This window comes from Pseudomonas sp. 18.1.10, assembly GCF_024655625.1.
GTDB lineage: Bacteria > Pseudomonadota > Gammaproteobacteria > Pseudomonadales > Pseudomonadaceae > Aquipseudomonas.
The window spans coordinates 1-20,745 of sequence record NZ_JANLGL010000064.1 but is presented as its reverse complement, the minus strand read 5'-3'; the positions used below and the strand labels follow the sequence as shown (position 1 = coordinate 20,745).

The window sequence follows — 20,745 nt, the reverse complement described above, 5'->3', positions numbered from 1 at the left end:
TCCAGATATGTAGCCGTAAGCGAGGATGTACCCGCATGACGATTCGCAACAAACCCCTGCTGCGCGGCCTGGCCGCTTCTCTGCTGAGCCTGGTGCTTGGCGCCTCCACCGCAATGGCCGCCGACCCGGTCACCCTCACGCTCTACAACGGTCAGCACAAGGAAGTCGGCGATGAACTCGCCAAGGCCTTCGAAGCCAAGACCGGCATTCACGTCAACGTGCGCAAAGGCAGCAGCAACCAGCTGGCCAGCCAGGTCGTCGAAGAAGGCGCGCGCTCCCCGGCCGATGTGATCTACACCGAAGAATCGCCGCCGCTGAACAAACTCGGCGAGCAGGGCATTCTGGCCAAGATCGACGCCAGCACCCTCGACGTATTGCCCAAGGACTACGTCGGCGCCAATGGCGACTGGATGGGCGTCACCGCGCGCACCCGCGTCGTGGCCTTCAACCCGAAACTGATCGCCGAAAAAGACCTGCCCAAGTCAGTGCTGGATTTCGCCGGCCCCGAGTGGCAAGGCAAGGTCGGCTTCGTGCCCACCAGCGGCGCGTTCCAGGAACAGGCCGTGGCGATCATCAAGCTGCACGGGCGCGACGCCGCCGAAGAATGGCTGACTGGCCTGCGCGCCTTTGGCAAGGTGTACAGCAACAATATGGTCGCCCTCAAAGCCGTGGAGAACGGCGAAGTGGCCACTGTACTGGTGAACAACTACTACTGGTTTGCCCTGAAAAAGGAAAAAACCCACCTGGATTCGCAACTGCATTACTTCACCGATGGCGACGTCGGCGGCCTGATTACCGTGTCGTCGGCGGCGGCGCTCAAATCCAGCAAGCACCCCAAGGAAGCCCAGCAACTGCTGGCGTTCATGGCCAGTGAAGAGGGCCAACGCGTAATCACCAACACCTCGGCCGAATACCCGCTGCGCAAGGGCATGGAATCCAGCCGTGGCCTCAAGCCATTTAGCGAGCTGCAACCGCCGAAAGTCACCCCCGCGGACCTCGGCAACGCCGAAGAAGCCCTGGACCTGGAACGTGACGTTGGCTTGAACTGATGAACCCATCGCTCCCCGCCCCCGCCCTGCGCGGGGGTTTCAGCCCACGGCGCAAACGGCCGTCGATCTGGCTGCTGATGCCCGTGTTGTTCCTGGTCGGCCTGAGCCTGCTGCCGCTGGCGTATGTCGGGCTCAAGGCTTGGCAAGCGGGCTGGGCCGAGGCCGTGCATCTGTTGTGGCGGCCGTATGTGTTTGGCCTGCTGCGCAACACCCTGGCGCTGATGGTGGGCGTGACGCTGACGTGTGGCGTGGTCGGGCTGTCGCTGGCGTGGTTGCTGGAGCGCAGCAACCTGCCGGGGCGACGCATCTGGGGCGTGATCCTGTGCCTGCCGTTTGCGGTACCGGCGTTTGTCAGCAGCTTTACCTGGGTGTCGCTGAGCGCCAGCTTCGAAGGGCTCGGCGGCGCGATCCTGGTGATGAGCCTGTCGAAGTACCCGCTGGTGTTCCTGCCGGTGGCGGCGACGCTGCGCAACCTTGATCCGTCCCTGGAGGAGTCCGCGCGCACCCTGGGACTGAATCGCTGGGGCGTGTTCTGGCGCGTCACCCTGCCCTTGCTGTGGCCGTCGCTGCTGGCCGGCGCGCTGCTGATCGCGCTGCATATGCTGGTGGAATTCGGCGCGTTGTCGATCATCGGCTTGCAGACCTTCACCACCGCGATCTACCAGCAATTCGAACTGGAATTCAGCAACGCCAATGCGGCGATGCTCTCGGCGGTATTGCTGGTGATGTGCCTGACCCTGCTGTGGCTGGAGTTGCGCGTGCGCGGCAAGGGCCGCCACGTGCGTATCGGCCAGGGCGCGGCGCGGCATGCGGAACAGGTGCGCCTGGGCAAGTGGGCGCCGCTGGGGCAAGTCTATTGCCTGGCGCTGGCGATCATCGGCAGTGGCATTCCGCTGGGGATGCTTGGCTATTGGCTGGCGGTCGGTTCGTCGGCAGCGTTTCCGGTGGCGGCGATCAGTGAGGCGCTGCTGTCCTCCCTGGCGCTGTCCCTCGGCGGCGCGGCGTTGTGCCTGGTGCTGGCGGTGCCGGTCGGGTTGCTGGTGGTGCGTTACAAAGGCCAACTGGCGATCTGGGCCGAGCGCTTGCCGTACCTGCTGCACGCCCTGCCCGGCCTGGTGATTGCGTTGACCCTGGTGTATTTCGCGCTGCATTACGTGCCGGCGTTGTACCAGACCTCGGCGCTGTTGCTGATTGCGTATGCACTGCTGTTTTTGCCCTTGGCCCAGGCGCCGATTCGTACGGCGTTGAACAAGGCGGCACCGCAATTGGAAGAGGCGGCGCGCACGCTGGGCGCGTCGTCGTTCAGCGCGTTTTGCCGGGTGACCTTGCCGATCATCTTTCCGGCGTTGGGGGCGGCGTTTGCGTTGGTGTTTCTGGATGCGATGAAGGAATTGACGGCGACCTTGCTGCTGAGTCCGACAGGGTTGAATACCCTGGCGACGGCGGTGTGGGCGCATACCTCGAATGTGGAGTTTGCGGCGGCGGCGCCGTATGCGGCGTTGTTGATTTTGGTGTCGGGGTTGCCGGTGTATTTGCTCACGACTCGGATGTATCTGAGCCGCTGAGACCGCTATCGCAGGCAAGCCAGCTCCCACATTTTGAAATGCATTCCAAATGTGGGAGCGGGCTTGCTCGCGAATGCGTCAGCACAGGCAACACTAAGCCCGAAACTGCCCCAAGCTGGCCTTCAACTGCGCCGCCAACCCATCCAACACCTTGCCACTGGCGGTCGTCTCCACCACCGCCTGCGCCGCACGCTCGGCCTGGGCATGGATCACCTCGACCCGCCCACGCACTGCATGCGCGCCCTGGGCCTGATGCTCAGCAGCACGCGTCGCCAGCCCAATCGCCGCATGCACCTGCTCCACCGAGGCCTGCACGGTCTGCTGCAAACGCACACTGTCACGCAGCACCAGCAAGCCTTCATTGGCCTGGCGCCCGGCCTTGCCGATGGTTTCCACCGCTTCCCGCGCACCTTGTTGCAACGCGACGATATGCGCCTGGATATCACCGGTGGAGCTCTGGGTCTTGCTGGCCAGCGCACGCACTTCGTCCGCCACCACCGCAAAACCACGCCCGGTCTCGCCGGCTCGTGCCGCTTCAATCGCGGCATTGAGGGCCAGCAAGTTGGTTTGCTCGGCGATGCCGTGGATCACCGTCAGCACCACTTCAATCTGCTCGCTCTGCTGCGCCAGGCGTTCGATGACCTTGGAGCCGGCCTGCACCTGCCCCGCCAGCGCTTCGATCAGTTCGCCCACTTCGGTCGAGGTGCGCGAGTTTTCATCCGTGGCCTGGCGAATATCCACCACCTGCTGCAACGCCGCCTGCATCGCATGGCTTTCGGCCTGGGCCTCGTCGGCCATTTGCGACAGCGCGCGCAGGCTCTCGGCGACCTCGTCGCGCTGCAAACCGGCGGCCGCGTCGGCGCCGGCGTTGCGCAGGGTCATGGCGCCGATTTCGACGCCGGTGCGCTGGGCCACATCGCCCGCCTCACGCACGATGGGCTGCAACTTATCCACAAAGCGATTGACCGCCGAGGCCATGTCGCCGATTTCGTCCTTGCTGCTGATTTGCACACGTTTGGTGAGATCGCCCTCGCCCGCCGCGAGGTCGTCCATGGCGGCAATCAACAGCTTCAGGCGATTGACCACACGCCGGCCGAGCACGATGGCGATCAGCAGCAATACGCCCAAGCCAACCAGGGCCAAGCCCATGCCGATGCGCCAGCGCAGGGTGCCGGCGGCCTCTTGTACGGCGCTGGTGGTGTTGGCGGTCATCTGGGTGGCGGTGGCTTGCGCCGATTGCAGGCGTGCGCCCATGGCGGTCGCGCTGTCGGCAGCGGCGCCCTTGAGGCTGTCGCCCACCAGTTGGTCGCCGCTGGCGATCAGGGCGGCGAAACGCTTGTCCAGCGCTTGCAGGTCGGCCTCTACCGAAGCCGTCGAGACGCCCATGAGCACCTTGCCGATTTCCACGCCGTTGGGGCTGATCGACGCCTCGACGTAGTACACCGACGGGTCGTTCTTGGCGGCATTCAAGACTTTGTCCAAGGCGCGGTCGCCCTGGCCTTTTTCCAGCAGGGCCTTGTTGATCGGGTTTTCCCGGTTCAGGTAGCGGGTCAGGTGCTCACCCGCTGCGTCGTCGTAGACCACAAACAACACGTTGGGATTACGCTGGGCACGCCGGGCGAATTCCGACAACGTCGGCACATCGCTGTCCCACATGGCGCGCGGCGCCACCGAGGCCAGCAGTTGGGCCATGTCATTGGCGGAGTCTTTCAGGTCTTTTTCCAGGGTCGCACGCAGCTGCTTCTGCTCTTCCTGCAGGCGCGTCGACAGCCCTGCGGTCAGACGCTGGCGCGTACTGGTGGACAAGCTGTCGAGGCTGGACGTGACCTCCTTGCCCGCCTGGGCCAATTCGCCAGACAGTTTCTGGCTGTCGATGCCCAGGCGATTGCTCAAATCGGCTTCCAGCGCGGTCACGGTGCTCCGCGTCAGAGCGACGGCCACCAGCACTTGCACCAAAAGGGCGATACCTAGGGTAACGAACACCGGCCGCAACAGACGGCTTTGTAACAATGAGAGAACGGCAGACATCGGGAATCCCTCCACCACGGGTGCCATTAAATTGATAGCACCGCGAAAGAGACAACCGAAGCAAAGGTCGTGCCGCCCAGGCGGCAGAAACGACAAAGGGCTCCCGAAGGAGCCCTTTGCTTTTTACATCAACAGCTTATTACGCGAACGGGTGACGCAGAACGATGGTCTCGTTGCGGTCCGGGCCCGTCGAAATAATGTCGATCGGTGCGCCGATCAGCGCTTCAACACGCTTGATGTAGGCACGGGCGTTAGCCGGCAGTTCTTCCAGGGTCTTGGCGCCCACGGTCGATTCGGTCCAGCCCGGCACTTCTTCGTACACAGGCTGCAGGCCTACGTAGCTGTCGGCGTCGGTCGGCGCCACATCATTACCGTTGGCGTCTTTGTAGCCGACGCAGATATTGATGGTTTCCAGGCCGTCGAGTACGTCCAGCTTGGTCAGGCAGATGCCCGAGATGCTGTTCACGTCGATAGCGCGACGCAGGATAACGGCGTCGAACCAGCCGCAACGACGGGCACGGCCGGTGGTTGCGCCGAACTCGTGGCCTTGCTTGGCCAGGTGCGCGCCGACTTCGTCGAACAGTTCAGTCGGGAACGGACCCGAACCTACACGGGTAGTGTAGGCCTTGGTGATGCCGAGGATGTAGTCCAGGAACATCGGGCCAACGCCGGAACCGGTGGCAACGCCGCCAGCGGTGGTGTTGGAGCTGGTCACGTACGGGTAGGTACCGTGGTCGATGTCCAGCAGGGAGCCTTGGGCGCCTTCGAACATGATGTCTTTGCCAGCGCGACGCAGGTCGTGCAGCTCAGCGGTCACGTCCAGCATCAACGGCTTGAGCAGCTCGGCGTATTCCTTGCACTCGGCCAGGGTCTTGTCGAATTCGATGGCTGGCTCTTTGTAGTAACCGACCAGCATGAAGTTGTGGTAATCCACCAGTTCACGCAGCTTGTCTTCAAAGCGCGGCATGTTGAGCAGGTCGCCCACACGCAGGCCACGACGTGCAACCTTGTCTTCGTACGCCGGGCCGATGCCGCGACCGGTAGTACCGATCTTCAGCTCGCCACGGGCCTTTTCACGGGCCTGGTCCAGCGCAACGTGGAAGGACAGGATCAGCGGGCAGGACGGGCTGATACGCAGGCGCTCGCGCACCGGTACGCCTTTCTCTTCCAGCTTGATGATCTCGCGCAGCAGGGCGTCAGGTGCAACCACCACGCCGTTGCCGATCAGGCACTGCACGCCTTCGCGCAGCACGCCCGACGGGATCAGGTGCAAGACGGTTTTTTCGCCATCGATGACCAGGGTGTGGCCAGCGTTGTGGCCACCTTGGTAGCGCACTACGGCGGCAGCATGTTCGGTCAGCAGATCAACGATCTTGCCTTTGCCCTCATCACCCCATTGGGTGCCCAGGACTACGACATTCTTACCCATAACACTTGTCCTCATTCGCGCAAACTTGGTGCCGGCGATGGCCGGCAGGAAAACTCAAGAAGCCAGTGGCGATACTTGCCAAAGCCCGTTCTGCTGAATCAATTGCCGGTCGCAGTCCGCTTCACGGGCGGCGGCCAATGGCTGCCCAGGCAAAGCCTGGACGACACGCTGACCCTCACTGCGCAACTGGCAAACCTGCTGCCAGAGTGCTGCGTCCGTACTGTCGGGCATCCAGATGCCACCAGACGGTAGCTCGACCTCAGCACGCCCCAGGGTCACCAGGGTTTTCAAATCGGTAGAGAAGCCAGTCGCCGGACGGGCGCGACCGAAGTCGGCGCCGATGTCGTCATAACGACCGCCTTGGGCGATGGCTTGGCCAACGCCCGGTACAAACACCGCGAACACCACACCGGTGTGGTAGTGGTAGCCGCGCAACTCACCCAGGTCAAAGTACAGCGGCAGCTGCGGGAAGCGTGCCGACAACCGCTCGGCAATCGCCAGCAGGTCGTCCAGCGCAGCCAGTACCGGCGCCGGCGCCTTGGCCAGACGCTCGCGCGCCGCCACCAGCACTTCACGACCGCCGCACAGGTTGACCAGTGCACGCAGCATCTCAGCCAAGTCCGCTGGCACGCCTTCGGTCAAGGCGATCACTTCATCGATGGCCTTGCGTTGCAGGGCATCGAACAGCTGTTGTTCCACTTCACCGGACAAGCCGGCCGCACGCGCCAGGCCACGGTAGATACCAACGTGGCCCAGGTCCATGTGGACATCCGGCACGTCCGCCAGTTGCAGCATGGCCAGCATCAAGCTGATCACTTCAACGTCGCTGCTCGGGCTCGCATCACCGTACAACTCGGCGCCCAACTGGATCGGGCTACGGGAAGACGACAATGCACGCGGCTGTGCATGCAGCACGCTGCCGGCGTAGCACAAGCGGCTCGGGCCTTCGCGACGCAGGGTGTGCGCATCGATGCGCGCCACTTGCGGCGTGATGTCGGCACGGAAACCCATTTGCCGGCCCGATTGCGGGTCGATGACCTTGAAGGTGCGCAGATCCAGGTCCTGGCCCGCGCCGGTCAGCAGGGATTCCAGGTACTCGATATGGGGGGTCACGACAAACTCGTAACCCCAGCTCTGGAACAGATCCAACACCTGGCGACGCGCTACTTCAATGCGCGCAGCTTCTGGTGGCAGTACTTCTTCGATGCCATCTGGCAGCAGCCAGCGGTCTACCGTTGCCATTACGCCAATCCCCTTTGATCCGGGCGGCCAGCCCTCGGCCGAGCCTTGAGTGAAGCAGAAAATACCCGCCCCCTGCATAAACCACGCGCAAGAGCGACGTGACGAACGGCCTGTAATCGGCCTCGTCAGGCACTTTCCTCGAAAAACCTGTCACGTCTGCCGAATCAAACATGCAGACGCAAAAAAGCCGGGAATTTCCCGGCTGCCGCATCATACACCCGTTTTCTGAAAGGATCACCCCGCCAGGCGTTTTAGCCGCCCGACGGAGTGCGTCCTACACAGTGACGAGCTGATTACTTGGCTTTTTCCAGGTAGCGGAAGAAATCGCTACTTGGGTCCAGCACCATGACGTCGGTTTTGTTCGCGAAGCTTTCACGGTAGGCACGCAGGCTACGGTAGAACGCGTAGAACTCCTGGTCCTGGCCGTAGGCCTTGGCGTAGATCGCTGCGGCCTGGGCATCACCATCACCACGGGCCACTTCGGACTCGCGATAGGCTTCTGCCAGCAGTACACGACGCTGACGGTCGGCATCCGCACGGATACCCTCGGCCAGCTCGTTACCCTTGGCGCGGTGCTCACGAGCTTCACGCTCACGCTCGGTGCTCATACGCTCAAAGACGCTGCGGTTCACTTCCTTCGGCAGATCAATGGCCTTGACCCGGACATCAACCACTTCGATGCCCAGCTCTTTTTCCGCCATCGCGTTCAACGAACGCGTGATGTCAGCCATCAGTGCGTCACGTTCACCGGACACCACCTCGTGCAGGGTGCGCTTACCAAACTGGTCACGCAGGCCCGACTCCAGACGACGCGACAAACGATCATCGGCGAGTTGCTTGATACCCGAGGTTGCGGTGTAGAAACGCTCGGCATCCTTGACGCGCCACTTGGCGTAGGCGTCAACCATCACGGCTTTCTTTTCCAGGGTCAGGAAGCGCTGCGTCGGTGCATCCAGGGTCATCAGACGCGCATCGAACTTGCGCACCTGGTTGACGAAGGGGACTTTCACATGCAGGCCCGGCTGGACATCCGCCTGGACCACGCGACCGAATTGCAGCATCACCGCGCGCTCGGTCTGAGACACGATGTAGAAGCAGTTCCAGGCCGCGATGACCACGACGACGCCCACAATCAGGGCGGTCAGCGATTTATTGCTCATCAACGACTCTCCCTGCTACGTGTTTGCTGTTGCAGCAAGTCAGCGGCCGCACGGGCGCTCGCTTCGTTGGCAGCGGCTGTCGAACCGGTGGCCGGTGCGCTGGTGCTGCTACGACCACCTTCGATCATCTTGTCCAGCGGCAGGTACAGCAGGTTGTTCTGCCCACCCTTGTTGCCGGTCACGAGAACCTTGCTGGTGTTGCTGAAGACTTCCTGCATGGTGTCCAGGTACAGACGCTCACGGGTAACTTCCGGTGCCTTGCGGTACTCGGCGACCAGCTTGGTAAAGCGATCTGCCTCACCCTTGGCGCGGGAGACCACTTCGTCGCGGTAACCGTTGGCATCCTCAAGGATACGCTGGGCCTGACCACGGGCTTCCGGCACGACGCCGTTGGCGTAGGTTTCAGCCTGGTTGCGCGAACGCTGCTCGTCTTCACGGGCGCGGATCACGTCATCGAAGGCTTCCTGCACTTCACGCGGTGCCGCTGCGCTCTGTACGTTTACCTGGGTCACGGTGATACCGGTGCGATAGGTATCGAGGAAACGCTGCAGGCGTTCCTTGATTTCGCTGGCCATCAGTTCACGACCTTCGGTCAGCACCTGGTCCATGGCGGTGGAACCCACCACATGGCGCAGGGCGCTTTCGGTCGCGTGCTGCAGGCTGACTTCAGGCTGATCGACGTTCAGCACGAAGTCTTGCAGGTTGCTGATCTTGTACTGCACGGTCAGTGGCACTTCGACGATGTTCTCGTCTTCGGTCAGCATCTGGCCCTGCTTGGTGTAGGCACGCTCACGCGTGACGTTTTCCATGTACTTCTTGTCGATCGGCGGGAAGTAGATGTTCAGGCCCGGGCCGACAGTCTCGTAGTACTTGCCGAAGCGCAGCACCACGGCTTGCTCCTGCTCGTCCACGACGTAAACGGCGCTGTACAGCCAGACGGACGCCAGCACGACAAGACCCAGGCCCAGCAGGCCGTAGCCGCCGCCCTTGCTTGTGCGACCGCCGTCGTCACCACCACGTTTTTTTCCACCACCGAACAACCCATTCAGGCTTTCCTGCAGCTTTCGGAAGGCCTCGTCGAGATCTGGTGGCCCCTTGCGGTCGCCATTATTGCGGCGTTTACCACCCCAAGGATCCTGATTATTCGAGTTGCCACCCGGCTCATTCCAAGCCATAGCGCTCTCCATCTGATAAAGCAAAGACGCACCCACGGCGCGCCGACCAATGCTACAGAATGCCTGCTACTGCGGCACAACCGCTTTCGGAGGCTTTTATTGCAAAGTGTGTTGTTCGATGAACTCTGTCGGTACAACGCCTTCACGACTGACCAGCCGATTAAGCTCCGTGCGCGGCAATCGAACGGCCAGCAAGCTGACACCTTCTTCGTCGTATTCTTCTTTCTGTACTGCGCCCAGCTCGAAGAACTGTGCACGCAGTCGAGCAAAACGCTGGGGCAAGCGCAAGGTGCCGACGAACAAATCACTGCCAAGCAACTCGGCAATGGCTTGTTCAAGCAGCTCCAGGCCACTGCCATCACGCGCCGACAGCCAGACCCGCTGGGGCTTGCCGTTCTCATCGCGCTGGATTTGTGGCTCAACGCCTTCAAGCAAATCGAGTTTGTTATAGACCTCGAGGATCGGCAAGTCCTGGGCACCAATCTCGCCCAGCACCAGCATCACCTGCTCGATCTGCAACATGCGATCCGGTTCGGCCGCATCGATCACGTGCAACAACAGGTCGGAATTGCTCGACTCTTCGAGCGTAGACCGAAATGCCTCGACCAGCTTGTGGGGCAAGTGACGAATGAAACCCACGGTGTCGGCCAGGACAATCGGCCCCAGGTCGTCCAGATCCAGACGGCGCAGGGTCGGGTCGAGCGTGGCGAACAACTGGTCGGCCGCATAGACGTCGGATTTGGTCACGTTATTGAACAGCGTGGACTTGCCGGCGTTGGTATAACCCACCAGGGACACGGTAGGGATATCCGCGCGGGAACGGCCACGGCGCGATTGCTCGCGTTGGCTGCGCACTTTTTCGAGGCGGCCCTTGATCTGGCGCAGGCGCACCCGCAGCAGGCGCCGGTCGGTTTCCAGCTGGGTTTCACCCGGGCCACGCATGCCGATACCGCCACCCTGACGCTCAAGGTGAGTCCAGCCGCGAACCAGCCGCGTGCTCATGTGGTCAAGCTGGGCCAGTTCGACCTGGAGCTTGCCTTCATGGGTACGGGCGCGTTGGGCGAAAATATCGAGAATCAGACCGGTACGGTCGATCACGCGACACTCGAACACACGTTCGAGGTTACGTTCCTGACTGGGCGTGAGGACGTGATTGAAGATCACCAGATCGGCTTCTTCGGCGTGGACCAGGTCGCGCAGTTCCTCGACCTTGCCGCTGCCAATCAGGAATTTGGCGGTTGGCCGATGACGCGGTACGTTAAAAAACGCAACGGTCTCGGCGCCGGCCGAATTCGCCAACTCCTGAAACTCCTGCGGATCTTCGCGCGCCTCAGGGTCCTGTCCATCCAAGTGAACGAGGATTACCCGCTCACCACCACCGTGGCGCTCAAAGAACAAAGGAGACTCCTATCAGGCGTTACCTGGCTCAGCGTCAGCTGCTTCATCACCCGCTGCGCTTGGCAGACGGATTGGACGCACTGGAACGACTGTCGAGATAGCGTGCTTGTAGACCATCTGGCTGACGGTGTTTTTCAGCAGGATCACGAACTGGTCGAACGACTCGATCGTGCCTTGCAGCTTGATACCGTTGACCAGGTAGATGGAAACCCCCACTTTCTCTTTACGTAAAGTATTCAAGTAAGGGTCTTGTAGCGAATGCCCTTTTGACATGTGCCGCACTCCTTTAAGGATCAATAATAAAAAATCGGAAAATAGATAGCTCAAGGCCGTCACACCCCCAAGGATAGACGGCAATTGCAAGGACTCAGCTCAATATGGAGACCGTTCCCAAGTATTTCAAGGCGCGTGACAGATTGTCGCTGTCCAGGCTGTCCAGCCAGTGCAAATCGCTCCAGCTGCGCAGCCAGGTGAACTGGCGCTTCGCCAATTGGCGCGTGGCAATGATGCCGCGCTCCTGCATTTCGGCTGACGTCAGCTTGCCATCCAGATGATCCCAGACTTGGCGGTAGCCTACAGCACGTATCGAAGGCAACCCTAGATGCAGGTCACCTCTGGAACGCAGTGCTACGACCTCGTCCACGAACCCCTGTTCCAACATAATTGTGAATCTTTGTGCAATACGGTCATGCAGCACCTGGCGATTCGCCGGGGCAATGGCCAGATTCGCCACAGTATAGGGCAATTGTGACCGTCCAGATGCGCCTGCGTCGGCACTTTGCGCAGTTTGTTTCAGCCGATGTTCAGTCATGGTCTGGCCACTTACACGCCAGACTTCCAACGCGCGGCTGAGGCGCTGCGGGTCATTGGGGTGAATGCGCGCGGCGGATACCGGGTCAATGGCTGCCAATTGGTCGTGCAAGGCTTGCCAGCCAAGGCGCGCAGCCTCTTCCTCAAGCTCGGCGCGCACCTGGGGGTCGGCCGCCGGCATATCCGCCAGGCCTTCCTGCAAAGCCTTGTAATAGAGCATCGTACCGCCCACCAGCAGCGGAATATTGCCGCGCGCGGTGATCTCGGCCATGGCGGCCAAGGCGTCGGTGCGGAAGTCCGCCGCCGAATAGCTCTCGGCCGGGTCGATGATGTCGATCAGCTTGTGCGGATACTGGGCCAGCAACTCTTTGGACGGCTTGGCCGTGCCGATGTCCATGTCCCGGTAAACCAGGGCAGAGTCGACGCTAATCAACTCGCACGGCAGCACTTTGGTCAGTTCGATGGCCAGGTCGGTCTTGCCGGCGGCCGTGGGGCCCATCAGGAAAATCGCGGGGGGCAAGGCACTCATCAGCGGCCGCGCAAGAACAGTTTGTCCAGATCGTCCAGGCCCATTTGGGTCCAGGTCGGTCGGCCATGGTTGCATTGCCCGCTGCGCTCGGTGTTTTCCATGTCGCGCAGCAGCCCGTTCATTTCCGGCAGTGCCAGGCGGCGGTTGGCGCGGATGGCGCCGTGGCAGGCCATGGTGCCGAGCAGTTCGTTGATATGCGCCTGCACGCGGTCGCTGGTGCCGTATTCCATCAGGTCGGCGAGCACGTCGGCGACCAGGCGGTTGGCTTCGGCCTGCTTGAGCAGCGCCGGGATCTGGCGGATGGCCAGGGTTTCCGGGCCCAGGCGTTGCAGCTCAAAGCCGAGCTTCTGGAACACAGCGGCATGCTCTTCGGCGCAATCGGCTTCGCGCTGGCTGACCGCCAGGGATTCCGGCACCAGCAACGGCTGGCCGCTGAGACCTTCGCTGGCCATGGCGATCTTGAGGCGTTCGTACATGATCCGCTCGTGGGCGGCGTGCATATCCACCAGCACCAGGCCGTGGGCGTTTTCCGCCAGGATATAGATGCCCTTGAGCTGCGCCAGCGCGTAACCCAGCGGCGGAATATCACCGCCACCTTCCGGCAAGGCCACTGCAGCACCCGGCTCGGCGCCCGGCAGCGGCGCGAAAAACTCGCGATACGCTGCCTGCGCTTCAGCCACCGGCACGGCCGATTGCGGACGCGGCGTGTATTGATATTGATAGCCCGCACCCGCGCCAGAACCTGGCGCGGCGAACGATGGCTGCGGCGCCGTCGATTGCAGCAGGTTGCCGGCCAGGCTCATTTCGCCCTGGGGGCCAAACTCACCCGCCTCCGGGCCGCTCGGGCGCACCACGGCCGTGACGATCGGCGCAGCCAGATGATCGTCCGGGCGCACATCGCCCAAGGTGCGGTGCAACGTGCCATAGAGAAAGTCGTGCACCATGCGCCCATCGCGGAAGCGCACTTCGTGCTTGGTCGGGTGCACGTTGACGTCCACCACCGAAGGGTCGACCTCGAAGAACAGCACAAACGTCGGGTGCCGCCCGTTGAACAGCACGTCGCGATAGGCCTGGCGCACCGCGTGGGCCACCAGCTTGTCGCGCACCGCGCGGCCGTTCACGAAGAAGTACTGCAAGTCCGCCTGGCTGCGGGAGAACGTCGGCAAGCCAACCCAGCCCCACAGGCGCAAGCCGTTGCGTTCGATTTCAATCGGCAGCGCCTGCTCCAGGAAGCCCGCGCCACAAATCGCCGACACCCGGCGCGCACGCGCGGCTTCGTCGTGGGCTTCGTGCAGGCTGAGGATGGTCTTGCCGTTGTGGCGCAAATGAAACGCCACATCGAAACGCGCCAGGGCCAGGCGCTTGATGACTTCTTGCAGGTGATCGAATTCGGTTTTTTCGGCCTTGAGGAATTTGCGCCGCGCCGGGGTGTTGAAGAACAGGTCACGCACTTCCACCGAAGTGCCTACCGGATGCGCCGCCGGCTGAACCCGGGGGGCCATGTCGCGGCCTTCGGTTTCCACCTGCCAGGCCTGTTCGGCACTGCGGGTGCGCGAGGTCAGGGTCAGGCGCGCCACGGAACTGATGGACGCCAATGCCTCACCCCGAAAGCCCAGGCTCATCACCCGCTCCAGGTCTTCGAGGTCGCGGATCTTGCTGGTGGCGTGACGGGCCAGGGCCAGCGGCAGGTCATCGGAAGAGATGCCGCTGCCGTCATCGCGCACCCGCAGCAGCTTGACGCCGCCCTGTTCCACGTCCACGTCGATGCGCTTGGCGCCGGAGTCGATGCTGTTTTCCAGCAACTCCTTGATCACCGACGCCGGGCGCTCAACCACCTCACCGGCGGCAATCTGGTTGGCCAGGCGCGGGCTGAGCAGCTCGATACGCGAGCCGTTGTTCAAGACTGATTCACTCATTACTGTGCTGCCAATTCGGTGCCGGGGATGGTCAACACCTGGCCGACTTTCAATTCATCGGTCTTCAGGCTGTTGGCGCTGCGCAACGTCGCGGCCGAGACCTGGAAACGCACGGCCAGCATGGCCAGGGTGTCGCCGGGCTGCACGCGGTGGTCACGCGGGCCCTGGGCGATTTTCCCGGAGTCGCGCAGCCAGGCGATATACGTGCCCGGCGGCGGGTTCTGCTGGAAGAACTGGCGAATACCCGCGCTGATCGAACGCGCCAAGGCCTGCTGGTGGCTGGCGCTGGCCAGCTTCGAGGCTTCGTTGGCGTTGGAGATAAACCCGGTTTCCACCAGGATCGATGGGATATCCGGCGACTTCAGCACCATGAACCCAGCCTGCTCCACGCGCTGTTTGTGCAGCGATGTGACCCGGCCGATGTTGCTCAGGACTTTCTGGCCGACGTTCAGGCTGGAAGTCAGCGAGGCGGTCATCGACAGGTCGAGCAGCACGCCAGCGAGCATCTTGTCCTTGTCATCAAGGGACACGTTGCCGGCCCCGCCGATCAGGTCGGAACGGTTTTCGCTGTCGGCCAGCCAACGGGCAGTCTCCGAGGTAGCGCCACGGTCAGACAGGGCAAATACCGAAGCGCCAAACGCGGCGGTGGACGGTGCGGCGTCGGCATGGATCGAGACGAACAGGTCGGCGCCCTTCTTGCGGGCGATTTCGGTACGCCCGCGCAGCGGGATGAAGTAGTCGCCGGTACGGGTCAGCTCGGCGCGGTAGCCCTTCATGCCGTTGACCTGGCGCTGCAGTTCGCGGGCGATGGCCAGCACCACGTCTTTTTCATGCTGGCCGCGCGAGCCGGAGGCACCGGGGTCTTCGCCGCCGTGGCCGGCGTCGATCACCACGATAATGTCGCGCTTGCCCGTCGGAGCCGGTGGCAGCGGCGGCAGCTTGACCTGCGGCTGTGTCGGGTTGACCGGCACCGCAGGCACCGTCGCGACACTCGGCGGTGGTGCTGGCGGCGGGTTGGCGTCGGCCGCGTTGTCGAACAGATCGACCACCAGGCGGTTGCCGTACTGGGCATTCGGCGCCAGCACAAAGCTTTTCGGCGTGACGGTCTTTTTCAGGTCGATGACCACCCGCAGATCGGTCGGCGTACGCTGGGCCGAGCGCATGGCGGTAATCGGGGTGTTGGCGGTGGAGACTTTCAGCGGCGCGGCCAGGGTCGCACCGTTGATGTCGATCACCAGGCGATCAGGCGCCGTCAGGGTAAAGACACTGTGCTGGACCGGGCCAGACAGGTCGAACACCAGTCGCGTGTTATCCGGCGCTCGCCACAGGCGCACACTTTTCACCTGCGAAGCAGCCAGAGCATTGACAGTCATTGCCGCAAGCAACACCCCTACGACAGCAACCAACGCGCGAAAGCGCATACCTAACCCCACCAATTATTTGAATTCCAATGCCAAAGCGGCGCACCACGACTGGCCGCGCACGCTCTGGGGCAACAACTTCAGCTGACGTCCTGTCTCATGCGGCGTAATGGTAATGGTCAGGTCCGGCTTTGGCAAAAAGCCCGTGCCTTTATCTGGCCACTCGATCAGGCACAACGCATCCTCATCGAAATAATCGCGGATGCCCATGTACTCCAGCTCTTCGGGGTCCACCAGGCGGTAGAGGTCGAAGTGAAAGGCGCGGATGGCACCAATCTCGTAGGGCTCTACCAAGGTGAACGTCGGGCTTTTTACCGCGCCCGTATGGCCCAAGCCGCGAATGATCCCCCGGGACAACGTGGTCTTGCCCGCCCCCAGGTCACCTTCGAGAAAGATCAGCCCCGCGCCGGCCGTCACCTGGGCGATTCGCTGACCGAACGCGACCATCGCGTCTTCATCGGCAAGGAAAAGAACTACTTCAGACACGGTGACTGCTCCTCCAGCAATTGACGAATGGCGGGTATCAGGTCGCTGGCCGCCAGCCCGCGACCAAAACTGCCCTGGCGATCTCCCGCCGTGGCGTGCAGCCAAACGGCCAGGCAACTTGCCTCATAGGCGGGCATGCCCTGGGCCAGCAACGCCCCGACCAGACCGGCCAGCACATCACCGAGCCCGGCCGTGGCCATCGCCGGATGGCCTTGGTCACAGCGCGAAACACGTCCATCCGGGCTGGCAATCAAACTGCCAGCCCCCTTGAGAATAGCCACTGCATTGAATGTCTGACTCAACGCGCGCGCCACCTTAAGGCGATCAGCCTGAACCTCGGCTGTCGAAATACCCAACAAGCGCGCGGCTTCCCCCGGATGCGGGGTAATCACCGAGTTGGCCGGCAGGCTGACGCCGCCTGTAGCCAGCTGATTCAGGGCGTCGGCGTCCCAGACTTGTGGCTGGCGCGCGTTGGCGGCGACCGACAACAGGCTTTTGCCCCAAGCGGCATCGCCCAGGCCAGGGCCAATGACGATGACCGAGATTTTTTCCAGCAGGCCCATCAGTTGGTTGGCCGAACTCACGCCCACGGTCATGACTTCCGGCAAGCGCACCAATGCGGCAGGCACGTGCTCCGGGCGCGTCGCCAGGGAGACCAGGCCGGCGCCACTGCGCAAGGCGCTTTCGGCACCCAGCAGCGCTGCGCCGCCCAGGCCACGGTCCCCGCCGATCACCAGCAGGTGGCCGAACTGGCCTTTATGGGCATCCGGGGAACGCACAGCCAGTTGCGGCAAATCGCCAGGCAACAGGGGCTGAACGTCGGTAATTGGGTGTTTTGTCTGCGGCATGCGTCTTCAAGCTCCGATGTCTGGCAGAATTATACGCATCTAACCTGTGGTTTCCCGTGTCTCATGCCTGCTATTACCTCCGATCTGCCCGCCCTCGCCCAATCGATCAAAGACTGGGGCCGCGAGCTGGGCTTTCAACAAGTCGGCATCAGCGGCCTGGACCTTGCCGAGCATGAGCAGCACCTGCAACGCTGGCTCGATGCCGGCTACCACGGCGAAATGGACTACATGGGCGCCCACGGCAGCAAGCGCTCCCACCCGGACGAACTGGTGCCGGGCACGTTGCGCGTGGTCTCGCTGCGCATGGACTACCTGCCCGGCGACACCCAGATGGCCCAGTTGCTGGCCAAACCGGAAAAAGCCTATATCTCCCGCTACGCCCTCGGCCGCGACTACCACAAGCTGATCCGCAAGCGCGTGCAGCAACTGGCCGACCGCATCCAGGCGCACATCGGCCCGTTCGGCTTTCGCGCCTTTGTCGACAGCGCGCCGGTGCTGGAAAAAGCCATCGCCGAACAGGCCGGCCTGGGCTGGATCGGCAAGAACACCTTGGTACTCAATCGCAAGGCCGGCAGTTATTTCTTCCTCAGCGAGCTGTTTGTCGATTTACCCTTGCCGGTGGACGCGCCCCACAGCACCGAACATTGCGGGCGCTGCACGGCGTGCCTGGACATCTGCCCCACCAACGCCTTCGTCGGCCCCTATGTGCTGGACGCGCGGCGCTGCATCTCCTACCTGACCATCGAGCTCAAGAGCGCGATCCCGGAAGACCTGCGCCCACTGATCGGCAACCGCGTGTTCGGCTGCGATGATTGTCAGATCGTCTGCCCGTGGAATCGTTTCGCCCGCGCCACCACCGAAAGCGATTTCAAGCCGCGCCACAACCTGGACAACGCCGAGCTGGCCGAACTGTTTATGTGGGACGAGGACAAGTTCCTCAGCAGCACCGAAGGCTCGCCCCTGCGCCGCGCCGGTTATGAGCGCTGGCTGCGCAACCTGGCGGTGGGCCTGGGCAATGCGCCGTCGAGCATTCCGGTGCTGGAAGCCTTGAAGGCGCGGCGGGAGTATCCGTCGGAGCTGGTGCGCGAACATGTGGAATGGGCGCTGAACCAGCACGCGACGCGCTAGTGCACGTCGTCGTTGTAGACGAACTTGGGCATTTCCCAGTGAAAACGGATCGCCAGCAGGCGTAAGAGAAAGCCGCTGAATAGGGTCAGCAAGATCGATTGCTCGCTGGGCAGCTCAAGGTAGAGGCACAGCAGGTAGAACCAGGCGGCAAGGAACGACACGCTGGCGTACAGCTCACGGCGGAAGATCAGCGGGATGTCGTTGCAGAAGATATCCCGCAGGATGCCGCCAAACACGCCGGTAATCACGCCGCTGACCGATGCCACCAGCATGCCGTGGCCCATTTCCAGGGCGGTCATGCAGCCAATCAAGGTGAAGGCCACCAGGCCCACGGCGTCCAGCGCCAAAAACAGCGAACGCAGACGGCGCATCAGCGGCGCGATAAAGATCGTCAACAGCGCCGCGACCGAAGTCAGCACCAGGTATTCCGGGTGCTTGACCCAGGTCAGCGGGTAGTGCCCCAGCAGCACGTCACGCACCGATCCGCCACCCAGCGCCGTCACGCAGGCGATCAGCACCACGCCAAACCAGTCCATGCCACGCCGCCCGGCGGACAGGGCGCCGGTCATGGCTTCGGCGGTGATGGCGATAAGGTAGAGCATGAGCAGCATGGTGGCGATCCTTGCAAAGAGGCGCGCAGTCTAATCATTTGGTGATGGCACCAAAAGGGGGCGCTTGGCGAAAGACCGTGGCGCGCCCTTCGCGAGCAAGCCCGCTCCCACACTTGACCGAGTTGTCATGACGAGCGCGGAACAATGTGGGAGCGGGCTTGCTCGCGAAGGCGCCAGCCCGGGCGCCGCTGATTCAAGCCTTGATGAAATGCTTGCGGTAATGCTGCAACTCGGCAATCGACTCGCGAATATCATCCAGCGCCAGGTGCGTGCTGCCTTTATGGAAGCTGTCTTTGACTTCCGGCGCCCAACGCGCGGCCAGCTCTTTCAAGGTGGACACATCCAGGTTGCGGTAGTGGAAGTAGCTTTCCAGCCCCTTCATGTGGGTATAAAGGAAGCGGCGATCCTGGCAGATGCTGTTGCCGCAGATCGGCGACTTGCCCTTCGGCACCCATTTTTCCAGGAAGGCAATGGTCTCGGCTTCGGCTTCGGCCATGCTGATACGGCTGTCGCGCACGCGCTGGGTCAGGCCGGAGTTGCCGTGGGTGCGGGTGTTCCACTCATCCATGGTGGCGAGCACGGCGTCGCTGTGGTGGATGGCGATCACCGGACCTTCGGCCAAGGTGTTGAGGTTGCTGTCGGTGACAATGGTCGCCATCTCGATGATGACGTCGCTGTCGGGGTTCAGACCGGTCATTTCCAGATCGATCCAAATCAGGTTCTGTGGGTTTTGCATGGCTTGATTCTCTTGGCACCTTGGCGTAGCTGCGCAGTTTAGCAGGCAGCGGCATGCTAGACTCGCGACCGTTTTACCTATTCCTTTGCATTATCGACACGGAACACCAATGGCCAAACGCCAGCTCAATCGTCGCCAAAACTGGCGCATCGAAAAGATTCAAGGTGAACGCGCCGCTCGCGCCGCCAAACGTGAATCCTCCGCCGTGGAAGCGCTTGAGGGCGGCGACCTGGGCCCCGAGCAAACGGGCCTGGTGATCGCGCACTTTGGTGTGCAGGTCGAAGTCGAGGCGCTGGAAGGCGAACTCGCGGGCCAAGTGTTCCGTTGCCACTTGCGCGCCAACCTGCCGGCGCTGGTCACCGGCGACAAGGTGGTCTGGCGTGCCGGCAACCAGGGCATCGGCGTGATCGTCGCCCAACTGCCGCGCACCACCGAACTGCGTCGCCCCGACAGCCGTGGCCAGCTCAAGCCAGTCGCGGCCAACGTCGACATGATCGTGATCGTGTTCGCGCCGCTGCCCGAGCCCCATGCCAACCTGATCGACCGCTACCTGGTAGCGGCCGAGCACGCCGGCATCCGCCCGCTGTTGCTGCTGAACAAATTCGACCTGATCGACGAACAGAACGCCCCGGCGCTGAATGCGCTGCTGGCGGTGTACCGCACCCTGGGTTACCCGGTGCTGGAGGTTTCGGCCCATCACGGCAATGGCATGGAACAGCTGCAACAGCAGTTGGACGGGCGTATCAGCGTGTTTGTCGGCCAGTCCGGCGTGGGTAAATCCTCGCTGGTCAACAGCCTGCTGCCGGAAGTCGACACCCGTGTGGGCCCGCTGTCGGAACTGTCCGGCCAGGGCACCCACACCACCACCACGGCGCGCTTGTTCCACTTCCCGGGCGGCGGCGAGCTGATCGACTCCCCGGGTATCCGTGAATTCGGCCTGGGCCACGTCAGCCGCAGCGATGTGGAAGCGGGCTTTATCGAGTTCAACGACTTGATCGGCACCTGCCGCTTCCGCGACTGCAAACACGACCGCGAGCCGGGTTGTGCGTTGCTCAAGGCCCTGGAAGATGGCCGCGTGCAGCAGCAGCGGATGAATAGCTATCGGTCGATTATTGCGAGTCTTCCTGAAAGCAGTTACTGACCCTTGTGGCGAGGGAGCTTGCTCCCGCTGGGGTGCGCAGCGCCCCTGAAAAAGCTGGGGACTGCTGCGCAGT

At 62.6% G+C, this 20,745-nt stretch carries 17 protein-coding genes and 2 pseudogenes; 4 read left to right on the top strand and 15 right to left on the bottom strand.

Annotation, left to right across the window (positions count from 1 at the left end; translation table 11 throughout):
• Positions 1 to 35 precede the first annotated feature (35 nt).
• Both NUV89_RS13480 and NUV89_RS13475 read left to right on the top strand, forming a co-directional pair.
• A complete protein-coding gene (locus NUV89_RS13480; RefSeq protein ID WP_257781701.1) occupies positions 36 to 1,049 on the top strand; it encodes an extracellular solute-binding protein in 1,014 nt (337 codons plus the stop codon).
• Positions 1,049 to 2,614 carry an iron ABC transporter permease gene (locus NUV89_RS13475; protein WP_257781700.1) on the top strand — a complete coding sequence of 522 codons (1,566 nt, stop codon included), beginning with the start codon at positions 1,049 to 1,051 and terminating at the stop codon, positions 2,612 to 2,614. The genes NUV89_RS13480 and NUV89_RS13475 overlap by 1 nt, the downstream gene beginning before the upstream one ends.
• 93 nt (positions 2,615 to 2,707) lie before the next feature.
• On the opposite strand, the pseudogene NUV89_RS29950 reads toward NUV89_RS13475, so the two are convergent.
• The 13 genes and pseudogenes from NUV89_RS29950 to NUV89_RS13415 all read right to left on the bottom strand — a co-directional run.
• A pseudogene (locus NUV89_RS29950) lies at positions 2,708 to 3,223 on the bottom strand (methyl-accepting chemotaxis protein); the annotation flags it as partial.
• Positions 3,224 to 3,613: 390 nt separating this feature from the next.
• Positions 3,614 to 3,667 (bottom strand): annotated as a pseudogene (locus tag NUV89_RS29945) (hypothetical protein); the annotation flags it as partial.
• Positions 3,668 to 4,781: 1,114 nt separating this feature from the next.
• On the bottom strand, positions 4,782 to 6,071 hold the full coding sequence (locus tag NUV89_RS13465) for an adenylosuccinate synthase (RefSeq protein ID WP_124525554.1): 1,290 nt from the start codon (positions 6,069 to 6,071) through the stop codon (positions 4,782 to 4,784).
• A 54-nt stretch (positions 6,072 to 6,125) separates the two neighbouring features.
• Positions 6,126 to 7,313 carry an ATP phosphoribosyltransferase regulatory subunit gene (locus tag NUV89_RS13460; RefSeq protein ID WP_257781699.1) on the bottom strand — a complete coding sequence of 396 codons (1,188 nt, stop codon included), beginning with the start codon at positions 7,311 to 7,313 and terminating at the stop codon, positions 6,126 to 6,128.
• Between the two features lie 293 nt (positions 7,314 to 7,606).
• Positions 7,607 to 8,473: a protease modulator HflC gene (hflC, locus tag NUV89_RS13455; protein ID WP_192300275.1), complete on the bottom strand. Its 867-nt coding sequence runs from the start codon at positions 8,471 to 8,473 to the stop codon at positions 7,607 to 7,609.
• Entirely contained in the window at positions 8,473 to 9,648 is a 1,176-nt protein-coding gene (hflK, locus tag NUV89_RS13450; protein WP_017734960.1) for an FtsH protease activity modulator HflK, read from the bottom strand. The genes hflC and hflK overlap by 1 nt, the downstream gene beginning before the upstream one ends.
• Before the next feature lie 96 nt (positions 9,649 to 9,744).
• A complete protein-coding gene (gene hflX / locus NUV89_RS13445; protein WP_017734959.1) occupies positions 9,745 to 11,046 on the bottom strand; it encodes a ribosome rescue GTPase HflX in 1,302 nt (433 codons plus the stop codon).
• Between the two features lie 12 nt (positions 11,047 to 11,058).
• Positions 11,059 to 11,319 carry an RNA chaperone Hfq gene (hfq, locus tag NUV89_RS13440; RefSeq protein WP_016976904.1) on the bottom strand — a complete coding sequence of 87 codons (261 nt, stop codon included), beginning with the start codon at positions 11,317 to 11,319 and terminating at the stop codon, positions 11,059 to 11,061.
• A 94-nt stretch (positions 11,320 to 11,413) separates the two neighbouring features.
• On the bottom strand, positions 11,414 to 12,385 hold the full coding sequence (gene miaA, locus NUV89_RS13435; RefSeq protein WP_257781698.1) for a tRNA (adenosine(37)-N6)-dimethylallyltransferase MiaA: 972 nt from the start codon (positions 12,383 to 12,385) through the stop codon (positions 11,414 to 11,416).
• Positions 12,385 to 14,301: a DNA mismatch repair endonuclease MutL gene (mutL, locus tag NUV89_RS13430; protein WP_374684496.1), complete on the bottom strand. Its 1,917-nt coding sequence runs from the start codon at positions 14,299 to 14,301 to the stop codon at positions 12,385 to 12,387. The genes miaA and mutL overlap by 1 nt, the downstream gene beginning before the upstream one ends.
• Positions 14,301 to 15,722: an N-acetylmuramoyl-L-alanine amidase gene (locus NUV89_RS13425; protein ID WP_257781697.1), complete on the bottom strand. Its 1,422-nt coding sequence runs from the start codon at positions 15,720 to 15,722 to the stop codon at positions 14,301 to 14,303. The genes mutL and NUV89_RS13425 overlap by 1 nt, the downstream gene beginning before the upstream one ends.
• Before the next feature lie 15 nt (positions 15,723 to 15,737).
• A complete protein-coding gene (tsaE, locus tag NUV89_RS13420; RefSeq protein WP_257781696.1) occupies positions 15,738 to 16,208 on the bottom strand; it encodes a tRNA (adenosine(37)-N6)-threonylcarbamoyltransferase complex ATPase subunit type 1 TsaE in 471 nt (156 codons plus the stop codon).
• Positions 16,196 to 17,056, bottom strand: a complete 861-nt coding sequence (locus NUV89_RS13415; protein ID WP_257781695.1) for an NAD(P)H-hydrate dehydratase — start codon at positions 17,054 to 17,056, stop codon at positions 16,196 to 16,198. The genes tsaE and NUV89_RS13415 overlap by 13 nt, the downstream gene beginning before the upstream one ends.
• Positions 17,057 to 17,119: 63 nt before the next feature.
• On the opposite strand from NUV89_RS13415, the gene queG reads away from it, so the two are divergent.
• Complete coding sequence (gene queG, locus NUV89_RS13410; protein WP_257781694.1) at positions 17,120 to 18,184, top strand: tRNA epoxyqueuosine(34) reductase QueG; 1,065 nt, start codon at positions 17,120 to 17,122, stop codon at positions 18,182 to 18,184.
• Here the strand turns inward: queG and NUV89_RS13405 are convergent.
• Both NUV89_RS13405 and orn read right to left on the bottom strand, forming a co-directional pair.
• Positions 18,181 to 18,795 (bottom strand): trimeric intracellular cation channel family protein, encoded by a 615-nt coding sequence (locus NUV89_RS13405; RefSeq protein WP_017734952.1) that lies wholly within the window; start codon positions 18,793 to 18,795, stop codon positions 18,181 to 18,183. The genes queG and NUV89_RS13405 overlap by 4 nt on opposite strands.
• A gap of 193 nt (positions 18,796 to 18,988) precedes the next feature.
• Positions 18,989 to 19,531: an oligoribonuclease gene (orn, locus tag NUV89_RS13400; RefSeq protein WP_257781693.1), complete on the bottom strand. Its 543-nt coding sequence runs from the start codon at positions 19,529 to 19,531 to the stop codon at positions 18,989 to 18,991.
• A 109-nt stretch (positions 19,532 to 19,640) separates the two neighbouring features.
• Between orn and rsgA the strand changes: the two genes are divergently transcribed.
• Positions 19,641 to 20,672 (top strand): small ribosomal subunit biogenesis GTPase RsgA, encoded by a 1,032-nt coding sequence (gene rsgA, locus NUV89_RS13395; protein ID WP_017734951.1) that lies wholly within the window; start codon positions 19,641 to 19,643, stop codon positions 20,670 to 20,672.
• Positions 20,673 to 20,745 lie beyond the last annotated feature (73 nt).